The 12,918-nt window shown below is 49.2% G+C and carries 10 protein-coding genes and 1 rRNA gene; 4 read left to right on the top strand and 7 right to left on the bottom strand.

Annotated elements, in window-relative coordinates; translation table 11 throughout:
• Positions 1-7: 7 nt before the first annotated feature.
• The gene (tgt, locus tag EK22_RS20125) at positions 8-1,123 is read right to left on the bottom strand and encodes a tRNA guanosine(34) transglycosylase Tgt (RefSeq protein ID WP_036253936.1); all 1,116 of its coding nucleotides are present in this window, start codon (positions 1,121-1,123) and stop codon (positions 8-10) included.
• Positions 1,124-1,176: 53 nt separating this feature from the next.
• Positions 1,177-3,099, bottom strand: coding sequence for a molecular chaperone HtpG (gene htpG, locus EK22_RS20120; RefSeq protein ID WP_036253934.1), 1,923 nt, complete (start codon positions 3,097-3,099; stop codon positions 1,177-1,179).
• A gap of 113 nt (positions 3,100-3,212) precedes the next feature.
• Here htpG and EK22_RS20115 point away from each other — a divergent pair, with 113 nt between their 5' ends.
• Positions 3,213-4,847 (top strand): tetratricopeptide repeat-containing response regulator, encoded by a 1,635-nt coding sequence (locus tag EK22_RS20115; RefSeq protein WP_036253932.1) that lies wholly within the window; start codon positions 3,213-3,215, stop codon positions 4,845-4,847.
• Positions 4,847-5,533: a sensor histidine kinase gene (locus tag EK22_RS20110; RefSeq protein ID WP_036253931.1), complete on the top strand. Its 687-nt coding sequence runs from the start codon at positions 4,847-4,849 to the stop codon at positions 5,531-5,533. The genes EK22_RS20115 and EK22_RS20110 overlap by 1 nt, the downstream gene beginning before the upstream one ends.
• Here EK22_RS20110 and holA read toward each other — a convergent pair.
• From holA to leuS, 3 genes are read right to left on the bottom strand one after another with little or no spacing between them, the layout of a single operon-like run.
• Positions 5,514-6,539, bottom strand: coding sequence for a DNA polymerase III subunit delta (holA, locus tag EK22_RS20105; RefSeq protein ID WP_020159573.1), 1,026 nt, complete (start codon positions 6,537-6,539; stop codon positions 5,514-5,516). The two genes, EK22_RS20110 and holA, sit on opposite strands and share 20 nt — an antisense overlap.
• A gap of 1 nt (position 6,540) precedes the next feature.
• Positions 6,541-7,035: an LPS-assembly lipoprotein LptE gene (gene lptE, locus EK22_RS20100; RefSeq protein ID WP_020159572.1), complete on the bottom strand. Its 495-nt coding sequence runs from the start codon at positions 7,033-7,035 to the stop codon at positions 6,541-6,543.
• Positions 7,036-7,048: 13 nt separating this feature from the next.
• Entirely contained in the window at positions 7,049-9,502 is a 2,454-nt protein-coding gene (leuS, locus tag EK22_RS20095; RefSeq protein ID WP_036253929.1) for a leucine--tRNA ligase, read from the bottom strand.
• Positions 9,503-9,584: 82 nt separating this feature from the next.
• Here leuS and EK22_RS20090 point away from each other — a divergent pair, with 82 nt between their 5' ends.
• Positions 9,585-10,070 (top strand): zinc ribbon-containing protein, encoded by a 486-nt coding sequence (locus EK22_RS20090; protein WP_020159570.1) that lies wholly within the window; start codon positions 9,585-9,587, stop codon positions 10,068-10,070.
• Positions 10,071-10,132: 62 nt separating this feature from the next.
• A complete protein-coding gene (locus tag EK22_RS20085) occupies positions 10,133-10,909 on the top strand; it encodes a ParA family protein (RefSeq protein WP_027147310.1) in 777 nt (258 codons plus the stop codon).
• Between the two features lie 101 nt (positions 10,910-11,010).
• On the opposite strand, the gene lnt is transcribed toward EK22_RS20085, so the two are convergent.
• Positions 11,011-12,552, bottom strand: coding sequence for an apolipoprotein N-acyltransferase (lnt, locus tag EK22_RS20080; RefSeq protein ID WP_051954682.1), 1,542 nt, complete (start codon positions 12,550-12,552; stop codon positions 11,011-11,013).
• Between the two features lie 228 nt (positions 12,553-12,780).
• Positions 12,781-12,896 (bottom strand): 5S ribosomal RNA (gene rrf, locus EK22_RS20075).
• Between the last annotated feature and the right edge of the window lie 22 nt (positions 12,897-12,918).

Here is a 12,918-nt window from a genome sequence, read left to right as displayed (position 1 = left end):
TCCGTTATTATGACACAGTCGGAACGGCTTTTCCTCGTTGTTGGTAAAATTGCTTGACAAAAACATCCAGCTCTTGCCTTTCAATCGCATCGCGCAAACCCTGCATCAAACTCAGGTAATAATGCAGGTTATGAATGGTGTTGAGCCTGGAGCCCAGCATTTCTCCACACTTGTCCAGATGCCTCAGATAGGCTCGGGAATAATTGCGGCAAGTATAACAGTCGCAGGTTTCATCCAGGGGATTGGTATCCAATTGATACTGGCTGTTTCTGATTTTTATCACGCCGTTAGTGGTAAAAAGATGACCGTTCCGGGCATTGCGTGTCGGCATCACGCAGTCGAACATATCGATACCGCGTCTGACCGCTTCAACCAGGTCTTCCGGCGTGCCGACCCCCATCAGATAACGCGGCTTGTCAACCGGCATTTTAGGATGCACGACATCGAGCGTGTTCATCATTTCCTCTTTCGGTTCGCCGACGGACAAGCCGCCGATGGCGTAGCCGTCAAAACCGATATCGACCAGTCCGTCTATCGATTCCTGGCGCAAATGCTCATACATGCCGCCTTGCACGATGCCAAACAGGGCGGACTCATTGTCGCCATGCGCTTTTTTGCTGCGCGCCGCCCAGCGCAAGGACAGGCGCATGGAATCTGCCGCCTCATGGACAGTCGCCGGGTACGGCGTGCATTCATCAAAAATCATGACGATATCGGACCCGAGATCACGCTGTACCTGCATCGATTCTTCTGGCCCCATGAAAATCGAACTGCCGTTGATGGGTGATTTGAAGGTAACGCCCTGTTCGGTAATTTTCCTTAACGCGCCGAGGCTGAATACCTGAAAGCCGCCGGAATCGGTCAGAATGGGTTTGTTCCAGCGCATGAAATCGTGCAGATCGCCATGTATTTTCATGACCTCAGTGCCCGGACGCAGCATCAAATGGAACGTATTACCCAGAATGATTTGCGCGCCGATACCGGTCAGATCTTCCGGCGTTAACGACTTGACGGCACCATAAGTGCCGACCGGCATAAAAATCGGGGTTTCGACAATGCCGCGGGCAAATTTGAGCCGGCCGCGACGGGCGTGGCCGTCGGTATTGAGTAACTTAAATTCCATGAAACAACTTTAATGCATAAAAAAGGCTGGAGATTATCCAGCCTTTTTGATCCTCAGTGCAACAGTCCCTGCAATAAACCGTTCAACTTATGAACAAAGGCGGCCGGATCATCGAGCTGTCCGCCTTCGCTTAAGATGGCCTGGTCGAACAGGATGTGAGTCAGGTCCGCAAATCGCTCATCATCCTGCTCGTCCTTCAGGCGCGCCACCAAGGGGTGCGTCGGGTTGAGTTCGAAGATGGGCTTTTGACCAAAGTTCATGGCTTGACCGGCTTCCTTCATGATGCGTTCCATGTTCAGGCTCATGCCGTAAACATCCGAAACCAGACAGGCCGGCGATTCGGTCAGGCGGTGGCTTAAGCGCACTTCGCTGACCTTGTCGGCCAGGACGTCCTTGATCTGTTTCAGCACCGATTCAAAGTCCTTATTGACTTCTTCCTGCTCTTTCTTGTCCGCTTCGTCCTCGAGCTTGCCTAAATCCAGATCGCCCTTGGCCACGGACTGCATGTGCTTGCCGTCAAATTCGCCTAAATGCGAAACGAGCCATTCATCGATACGGTCCGAAAGCAGCAGCACTTCGATGCCTTTCTTGCGGAAAATTTCCAGATGCGGGCTGTTTTTGGCAGCCGCGTAGCTGTCCGCCGTGACGTAATAGATTTTTTCCTGGCCTTCCTTCATACGGCTCACGTAATCTTCCAGTGTCACATCCTGTTTATCGGTATCGTTATGCGTCGAGGCGAAACGCAACAGTTTGGCGATACGATCCTTATTGCCATGATCCTCGATAGGGCCTTCTTTCATGACGGTGCCGAACTCGGACCAGAACTTCTCGTATTTTTCCGGCTCGTTTTTGGCCATGCCTTCCAGCATGCCCAGCACTTTTTTCACGGAGCCCGATTTAATGGTACTGATTTGCTTGCTTTGCTGCAGGATCTCACGCGACACGTTCAGGGGCAGCGAATTGGCGTCGATGATGCCGCGGATAAAGCGCAGATAACGCGGCATCAACTGTTCGGCGTCATCGGTGATGAATACCTTGCGGATATACAATTTCACGCCGTGCTTGGCTTCCCGGTCCCATAGATCGAACGGGGCATGCGAAGGCACATAAAGCAACAGGGTATATTCGTTGGAACCTTCCACTTTGCTGTGCACATACGCCATCGGATCCTGATAATCGTGGCCGACATGCTTGTAGAATTCATTGTAATCATTTTCGGAAATTTCCTGGCGGGCTTTCGTCCATAATGCCGATGCGCTGTTGATGGTCTCTTCTTCCGGAACGGCCGGCTTTTCTTCCTCGCCCTCCTCAGTCGCGGATGGCATGGGCTCCTTGTCCATGACGATAGGCAGGGAGATGTGATCAGAGAATTTTCTGACGATGGAGCGGATGCGGTAGCCATCCAGGAATTCGCTTTCCGATTCTTTCAGATGCAGGACGATTTCGGTACCGCGCTGGGGTTTTTCTATCGATTCGAGCGTGTAATCGCCTTCGCCGGTCGACTCCCAGCGCACGCCTTCACTTACCGACGCGCCAGCTTTGCGCGTCGTCAGCGTCACTTTGTCCGCGACAATAAAAGCGGAATAGAAACCGACGCCGAACTGGCCGATCAATTCACTGTCTTTGGCCTGATCGCCCGTCAAGGCTTCGAAAAACTGCTTGGTACCGGATTTCGCGATCGTGCCGATATGCTCCTGTACTTCCGCACGATTCATGCCGATGCCGTTATCGATGATTGTAATGGTACCTTTTTCCTTGTCGACTTCGATCCGGATCTTCAACTCGCTGTCGCCTTCGTAGAGACTGTCATTGGACAGCGCTAGAAATCGTAATTTGTCTGCTGCATCGGAGGCATTTGAAATCAGTTCGCGCAAGAAGATTTCCTTGTTACTGTACAAGGAATGAATCATCAAATGTAAAAGGTGCTTAACTTCGGTTTCAAACCCTAGCGTTTCTTTTTTTGCTTCAACAGTCATCTTTATTATTCCTGATAATGAAAAAATTGGGATGGCAGATGATATTGGGGCGCATTTATTTTTTTCAAGACCGAACTGGACACGGATAAATGTCTGGTTAGAATTGATTACTTATGACACTGAACCTCGAATTCAAAAAAATCCTGCTAGTCGAAGACAATCCGACCATGCGCAAAGCCATCATGGAGATGCTTTACATGCTGCATGCGCAACATATAGTCGAGACGAACAACGGCATCGGCGCTGTTGCCGCCTTGACTCAGGATCAATTCGATATTGTTCTGTGCGACTACAATCTGGGGCCGGGCAAAAACGGCCAACAGGTTTTGGAAGAGGCCAGGTTCAACAAGCTGCTGCCGGTCGGCGCCGTCTTTATCATGGTCACCGCCGAACAGAACCAGAGCATGGTGCTGGGCGCCATGGACAGCCGGCCTGACGAATATCTGATCAAGCCCTTTAACTCGCAGCAATTGTTGAATCGCCTGGAGAGAAGCTGCGCGCGCAAGCATTTTTTTGAAGACATTGCCCGGGCGGCGGACCAGGGCGACTTATCCTCGGCGATCCATTACTGCGAACAGCGACTCGGCCAGGATCATAAAAACATGCGCATGCCTTTACTGAAAATGCGCGCCGAATTGGCTGTCGATACCGGAGACTATGTCACCGCCCGGCAAATTTATCTGGACGTCCTCGAGCAACGGGATCTGCCATGGGCAAGGCAGGGGCTCGGAATTATCGCTTTTCTTGAAAAAAACCACGAGCAGGCTATCGATGTCTTTCAGCAGGTTCTTAATCAAAATCCGATGATGCTGGAAACCTATGACTGGCTGGCAAAAGCGCAGGAAGCTGCCGGCGAGAATCTGGAGGCGCTGGACACGACGCATTCGGCCGTTGATTTATCCCCTCAGGCCATCTTAAGGCAGAAAAAACTGGCCCTGCTGGCGGACAAAACCGAAAACACCGCGATTGCGGAAAAAGCCTATAAAGCCGCCATTAAGCTCGGCCGGCACTCCATCCATAAATCCTCAAGCGACTATTCGGGGCTGGCAAAGGTTTATTTAAAGACCAACGCGACGGCCGAAGCTTTACGGGTTGTGGAAGAATTGCACCAGCAATTCACGGATGATCCCGAAGCCGAACTGCGCGCCGCGGCCCTGGCAACGGAAGCCTACCAAAAAATGGGCGATGCGGCGCTAACCCGGCAAGCCTATGAAAAAATGCTGGAATTAAACCGGCAATTCGGCAACCGGATCGCAAAAGAATTGCGCCTGGAAATAGCAACGGTCTGTCGTTTGAACGAAGATCATCAGGCATCGGACCGTATTCTTGACGAACTGGTCAAGTCCTATGTTGACGACCCTGAATTTATGAGTGATATCAAAAAGATGTGCGCGACTTTTAACAACAGCGATTATGCGAAAAAACTGATTCAGCGCACGCGGCAGGAAGTGATCGAGATTCATAATCAAGGCGTCAGACTGTTCAAGGAGGGCAAACTTAATGATGCGCTCGCGCTTTTTGAACAGGCTTTAGCGAAAATGCCCGATAACAAAACCATGCTGCTGAATATGGCTAAAGTGATGATTTATGACATCAAAGCCAACGGCAGCACCAGGGAAAAAATCCTGAGGACGGAAGCCGCGATTAAAAAGACCAGACAATCAGGTATCGCCCACGATAAAATAACCGAACTTCAGATGGCGCTTGCTAAAATCACCCGCCCGCAATCAACTTCTCATCAATCGTAATGCCGGACGCTCACTTACTGACAGTCAATTTTCCAGCCCTGCTGGCGTCGTCCATCCATGACATGAAAAATTCGCTGGCAACGGTCAGAGCCCTGATTGCCCAATTGAAAGGGACCTGTCCGGAGCCTCCCGCCCGGGAGTTCGAACAGCTGGAGTTTGAGGCCAACCGCATGAACAACAGTCTCATGCAGTTACTGATTCTTTATAAAATTGATTCATTCTCGTTTAATCTGTCGATCGATGAACATGCCGTCACCGACGTCTTTAACGAAGTTATCGCCCAGCAATCGAGTTTGCTGTCGTTAAGCAATATTGAACTGACCAGTGATTGTTCCGAAGACCTGTTCTGCTATTGCGACATGACGCTGATCGTCAATGCCCTCAGTACACTCGTCAATAATGCGCAACGCTACTGCCGCCGGCAGATACTGCTGACAGCCAGCCGGGATAACGATTATATGGTTTTTTGTATCGAAGACGATGGTCCCGGCTACCCGGAAAGTTTTATTTCGTCCGATGCAAAGCAAACCACGCAGATTGACCTGGCTACCGGCAGCACGGGCCTGGGCCTGATTTTCGTCGCAACCATCGCCCAAATGCATGCAAACGGCGATAACCGCGGCTTGATCAAAATCGACAATGATAGCCGTTTGGGCGGCGCCCGGTTCAGACTGTATCTGCCATAACCGTGACTGAGGCAAACTTCAGGCAAATAATCCGTAACGTTTCCCAGGCATCGCCTTGCTGCTGTCCTTTGATCTGCCGGTCCGCCTTGGCGCTTAACAGCAGGACGGCATTCAAATCCTGTTCGCTGAGTCTGCGCAGCGCATGATCGACCAGCGATTTACGTTTATCCCAGATCTGATTTTTTTTGAATACCAACTCCCTGTTTTGTCCTTGAGCTAGCTCTCTTTTTATCTTGATCAATGTTCTGGCTTCACGCGTGAGCGCCCATAGTACTACTGGGGCCGCAACGCCTTCCGCCTGCAGGCCGGGCAGCACTTTGAAAATACGTTTTATACTGGCGCCCAGTACGCAATCGATCAGCTTGAACACATCGTATCGGGAACTGTCCGCCACGACATCAAGGATCTGCTGTTCAGTCAGATGCCCGGAACCATAAAGCACATAGAGTTTTTCTACTTCCTGGGCGGCAGCGAGCAAATTGCCTTCAATCCTGGAAGCCAGAATCTTCAGACCTTCCGGATCCGCATTAAGCCCGCGCCGCTGCATTCTTTGCTGCAGCCACCGGATTAAATCGGGGCCGTCAAGGGGCCAAACCTGAATAACAACCCCGGCTTTATCAAGCGCCTGAAACCAGCGCGTTTTCAACGCCGCACCAGCCAGCTTACCGGCCGTAACGAGCAAAACCGTATCGGCAGGCAATCGCTCACAATAAGCCGTCAACACCTTTGATCCCTCTGTCCCGGGCGAGCCGGAAGGCAACCTTAAATCAAGGATTTTTTTATCGGAAAAAATAGAATATGAATCGGCGGCTACGGTCAAATCATTCCACTCAAACCCCGTCTCAGCGGAGAAAACCTCGCGCGTCAGAAAACCTGCCTGCCGTGCCGCCTTTCTGACGGCATCGGCCAACTCGCCAAGCTGTAATGATTCGTCGCCGCTGATAAAATAGACAGGCGCCAGGCGCTTTTGCAACTCGGCGCCTAATTGCTCGGGCTTTAAACGCATGTTATTTTGCGTCCGCCTCTAATACAACCCGGGCACGGTCCACTATCGTGCGCACCGCCTGTTGATACATTTCATTACGGATCACGTCTTCTTCGGTATCCTTAGCCATGACGTCCTGTTGATCATTGAAGTAATCGCGCCTGATTTCAACCGGCTGCCTCGGCATCAACACGGAATTGCCGGAACCGAGCAGTTCATATTCCAATCGATAATACAGTTCGAATTCGTTCGCGATACCCCTGGAACCCAGAGACAATGCCCGTCGATTTAGATCTTCTCCAAATATTTTAATGATCATGCCGGCTCCTTCCGGCGAATTGGCAAACTTACCGGCCGAGGATTTCAACGCGCGCTTGAATTGCTCTCGCAACGGCGGCGAACCACCGTCCACATAAACGTTCTTCATGCCTTCGGGCAAATCAAGCGCACCACGCAGATGATAACCGCAGGCGCCCAATAACAAAGCCATCATGAAGATAAGCGATTTTTTTGTCATTACACCCATTCTCTTAAACTACGATATTCACCAGCTTCTTTGGCACAATGATGACCTTTTTGACCGGCTTGTCTTCAATAAACCGCTTAACGTTTTCATCATTCAGCGCCATGGCTTCCACTTCATCCTTGGAAGCGGTTGTAGAAACGGAAATTTTGCTGCGCAATTTACCGTTTACCTGAACCACCAGTTCCAGTGAATCCAATTCCAGGGCCGTTGCATCCACTTCCGGCCAGGGCTCGCTGACAACGGCCTGCTGATGGCCTAAATCCAGCCATAACTGATGACAAATATGCGGCACCATGGGCGACAACATCAATACAATCGCTTCCAGGGTTTCCTGTCGAATCGCCTTGCCATTCTCGGTCTGATCATTGAATCTGGACAGCGCGTTAACCAGCTCCATATTAGCCGCGATGGCCGTATTAAAGGTATAGCGTCTGCCAAGATCATCCGTTACTTTCTGGATGGTTTGATGCAACTGACGACGCATGGCCTGCTGATCTTCGGTTAATGCCTGTTTGTCAACTTTCCGGGTCGAACCGCCGGCGTTAATATGCAGATAAGCCTGTTTCCAGAGCCGTTTAAGAAACCTGAATGAGCCCTCGACACCGCTATCGGACCACTCCAGGGATTGCTCGGGCGGCGCGGCAAACATAATGAACAAGCGCACGGTATCGGCGCCGTATTGATCGATCAAGGCCTGAGGATCGACCGTGTTGCCCTTGGATTTGGACATTTTGCTGCCGTCCTTCAGCACCATGCCTTGCGTCAACAGCTTTTTAAAGGGTTCATCGCAAACCAGCAAACCTTCATCACGCAACAGCTTGGTATAAAAACGCGCATACAGCAAATGCAAGATCGCATGCTCAATACCGCCGATATATTGATCGACCGGCAACCAGTATTTGGCCCTTTCATCGAGCATGCTACTGGCGCTATCGCTGCTTGCGAAGCGGGCAAAATACCATGAGGATTCCATGAATGTATCGAAGGTATCGGTTTCACGGCGTGCGGCTTTTCCGCAAACCGGGCAATCCACATGGGAGAAAGTCGGATGCGCCACCAATGGCGACTGTGACCCGTCCAGCACCACATCGCGCGGCAATTCCACCGGCAGGTCCTTTTCGGGAACCGGCACCGTGCCGCAGTCATCGCAATAAATAACCGGGATCGGCGCGCCCCAGTAACGCTGACGCGAAACACCCCAATCGCGCAGACGGAAATTGGTTTTGCGCTGGCCTTTGCCGGCTTTTTCCAGTGTTTCCGCAATGGCTGTAAAAGCCTGCTCTGATGTTAAACCGTCGAACTCGCCTGAATTGCGCAAGATACCTTTAGCGATGTAGGCCTGCTCGGAACAATCGGCCTGCTCGCCATCTCTGGCAAAAATCACCTGCTTGATCGCAATGCCATATTTTTGAGCGAACTCAAAATCGCGCTGATCATGCGCAGGCACCGACATAACAGCACCTGTGCCGTATCCCATTAATACGAAGTTGGCAATCCAGACAGGTACGTGCTCGCCGGTAATCGGATGGATGGCTTTGATACCTGAATCCACCCCGCGCTTCTCCATCGTCTCCATGGCCGCTTCCGACGTTTCCATCACTTTGCACTCGTTAATGAATGCCATGAGTTCCGGTTGGTTTTCTGCGGCTTTATACGCTAACGGATGCTCGGCGGCGACAGCCAGATAAGTGACCCCCATCAGGGTATCAGGCCGGGTCGTATAAATTCTTAAAGGCTGCTCCATGTCCGCCACTTGAAAATCCATTTCCACACCTTCGGAACGGCCGATCCAGTTGGCCTGCATGGTCTTGACCTGATCCGGCCAGCCATCCAGTGTCTCCAGAGATTGCAGTAATTCATCGGCATAGTCCGTGATCTTCAGGAACCATTGCGCAATCTCTTTTCTTTCCACGGGCGTGTCGCAGCGCCAACAGCAACCATCAATAACCTGCTCATTAGCCAGCACGGTCATATCATGCGGACACCAGTTGACCGGTGCGGTTTTTTTATAGACCAGTCCTTTTTCCAGCAACTTGATGAAGAACCACTGTTCCCAGCGGTAATAATCTGGATCGCAGGTCGCTATTTCCCGCTGCCAATCATAGCCAAATCCCAATCGCTTAAGCTGATCCCGCATATAGTCGATATTCTCATACGTCCAATCGGCCGGATGAACACCGTGCTTCATGGCCGCGTTTTCCGCGGGCAGCCCAAAAGCGTCCCAGCCCATTGGCTGCATGACATTTTTGCCTAGCATGCGCTGGTAACGACTGATCACATCGCCAATGGTATAGTTACGAACATGCCCCATGTGGAGTTTACCGCTGGGATAGGGAAACATGGATAAGCAATAATACTTTTCCTGAGTCGAGGATTCCGACACATTAAATACCCCCGAATCCTGCCAGACCTTTTGTACTTCTTGCTCAATAACCAACGGCTTATAATTTTCTTGCATCCTTCTCGTCTTTTACCAATCAAAAGCGTTAGAATACCGCACAGCCGCTTAAATCTAAAGTGTCATTTTTCAGGAGTTGACCATGAATAAGAATAAATTTATCACCGCCTATAACGAGCTCATGAGGCATCTGCATGAAACCATGGATGAGACTATTCATTCTTTAGCGGATGCACTGGAAATTTCGAAGGAAAAAACCAGAAAAACCACTGACTTGACCCAAGATGAAATCGATCAGGTATCTGGTTATGTCAAACGTGATATTGAACATGCAGCGCATGGATTAACTGAAAAAAAAGATAGTGATTCGCTCTCGGAATGGTTTAAATTCGATATTGAATTGATTGAAAACTTCGCACTGGATGCATTTTTGAGCCTAGCCGATAAAACCCGCCTTGAACTTGCAAAAATTGAACGACTGGCAGAACTCAACACTTATCACACGGGCGACATCACAGGGCCTGGCACGTTTGTTTGCGATCAATGCGATAAGCAAATTGCCTTTAAATCGACCAGTGAAATTCCCGAATGCCCGGCTTGTCACGGTAAAACTTTTGTCCGCCTTTGATATTGTTGGCCTAGGCCTTATAATACGAGTTTTATCTATTTGATTCCATGGGAAATAGCAACATGCGCAGGGTCATTTTCAATCAGAAGGGCGGTGTCGGCAAATCTACGATTACCTGCAATTTAGCCGCCATCAGTGCCGTTGAAGGCAAGCGTACTTTAGTCATCGATTTAGATGTTCAAGGCAATTCCACGCAATATCTACTCGGCAAAAAAGTCAGCGAGAGCGAAAAAACTATTGCTCACTTTTTTAAGGACAGCTTGAGTCTTGGCCTGTTCGGAAATAATGGCTCTGGTCTTGAAAATGTCATACACGAAACCCCTTTTCCGGATTTGTTTGTTATCCCTTCCCATCCCGACCTTGAACCCTTACAAGCACGTCTGGAATCGCGCTATAAAATTTTTAAACTAAAAGAGGCGCTGGACAAACTGGAAGGTTTCGACGCCATCTACATGGACACTCCGCCCATTCTCAACTTCTACAGCCAATCCGCCTTAATTGCCGCGGATAAGTGCCTGATTCCCTTCGATTGCGATACATTTGCCCGGGAAGCCTTGTATTTATTAATGCAGGCCTTAAGAGAAGTTAAAGCCGATCATAACCAGAATCTGGAAATTGAAGGCATCGTTGTTAACCAATTTCAAAAACAGGCGAATTTGCCTCGCCAGTTAGTTGATGAACTTGTAGCGGAAGGACTGCCCGTACTGGCAGCCATGATTTCACCGTCAATCAAGGTAAGAGAATCGCATACAGAATCGCGGCCACTGATCCATTATGCACCCAATCATAAATTGACCGACGAATTCAGAGCACTACACACAGAAATTCACGGTCATTAAATCTTTTGCTCAGGGGTTAAGATGATTCATTACTCCTGAGCATTTTATTGAAGCCCAGCAAAAGGCTTAAGCGTCGCATTATAGCGTTCCCGCTTTCACAGTTAGATACGATCCTCTATAGACATAACATTTGAATTTGCAAATTTCTTATTTAAGATCAGCTTGTCATATATCATCAGTCCTAAAAGCAAGATTCCTATAGCACTTATAATTACCTTGTCTCCAACGCCGGCATAAGGTGTCATCCCACCCATAGGAGTTATATTTTCACTAATCGCCACTGCCTCAAACAGCGGGGCCTGTTTGATGATGTCTCCATTCGGAGACACTATTGCCGTTATACCCGTATTTGTTGCCCGCAATAAAAAACGGCCTGTTTCCATGGCGCGCATTCTTGCAATTTGCAGATGCTGATGAGGCTCCAGTGAGTTTCCGAACCAGGCATCATTCGTCACATTGACCAGATAAGCGGCATCCGATAAGCCGCGAATATTGACCTCGCTAAAAGCGTCTTCATAACAAATGGATGTTATAAAAAGATAACCTCCCGCTTTTAATAAAGGCTGATCCGTTCCGCCCCGCAAAAAGTTGCCTAATTGAATATTTAACGTATTTAATACAAAACCGGATAAGGGTTGTAACGGTAAATATTCTCCAAACGGCAGTAAATGATTTTTCCGGTAAATACCATCATTTTTGCCCAGGGTTATCACCGCATTATATTTTTCATGAGACAGATTTCCTCTTACAGGAACGCTGACGATCAAATCAGTATCAGTCTTTTCGGCTTCTTTGCTTAAAGGCAGTAAAAATGATTCATTAACTTCGGCCCGAAAGGCAGGAACCGCGGTTTCAGGCCAAATGATAACATCCGAATCCCAGTGCTCTTCTGTCATCGACTTATATCTTTGCAAGATACGAATTTTATTTTCCGGCTTCCATTTTTGATCCTGGGAAATATTGCCCTGAATCAAAGACACTTTAATGGGAGATCCAACGGCTTGAGTCCATCTTACAGACTGCAGCCAGGCACCTATCCCCCATAACGCCAAAACAGTCATTGATAACAATGCAAACTGTCGTTTGTAATACATCAAAATGACGATAATAGATGCAGTGAACGCCAATAAGAGACCAGTGCCATATGCCCCTATGACAGGTATATAGCCAGATAAAGGCGTTCCTAATTGAGAATATGCGATTTGCAGCCACGGAAATCCATTCAGTACCCAAGTACCGCGAATATATTCTATGAGTATCCAAATCAAGGGGGCTGCCAAAAGCCGTGGAACAACTGTGGACGCCAACATCAGTTTTACCGAAAGATACCCACATAAGGCAGGGAACAGAGACCAAACATTTACAAACAAGCTTGTTAATATAATTGAGCTCAGCAACCCCGCCCCGCCAAAGTCATGGACGCTGATATAGATCCAAGACACTCCTAAGCCGTATGAGCCTAAACCAAATAAATAGCCTCTTAAAGCCGCTCGACCTGGCGTGATATCCTGCCAGGAAGCAAATAAGAAACTCAATGCTACAAGTGCCAAATAAGCATAATTAAAAGGAGCAAAAGATAGGGTAAGTAGCATACCGGCAACAGGAGAGCCTAAATCCCAGTATTTACTATTTGAACAGCGCATAAATCAACGGTACGGACTTGAGTGACGAGCGATCAGGATAAGCCAAACCAGCTATTTTTTAAAATGAAAGTATAACAATTTCACTCATTAGCATCCTGCAATTTGCATTGAAAGTGTATAAAACCCGAGCCGCGTAAGCCGGGCCCGGGCCAGTCGCCCGATGCGGGGGCGGCTTGGCGGACAAAAAAAAACCCAGGCCTGTCGTCAGGTCTGGGTTTGGGATAAAGCGCTTGGCAATTCCCTACTTTCGCATGGCAAATCGCCACACTATCATCGGCGCTAAGCGGTTTCACTTCCGAGTTCGGGATGGGATCGGGTGGGTCACGCTCGCTATGGTCACCAAGCAAACTGGTCTGACAAGCCGGC

Origin of the sequence: Methylobacter sp. BBA5.1, assembly GCF_000746145.1 — a bacterium.
GTDB lineage: Bacteria > Pseudomonadota > Gammaproteobacteria > Methylococcales > Methylomonadaceae > Methylobacter > Methylobacter marinus.
This window is presented reverse-complemented; position numbering and strand designations above follow the sequence as displayed.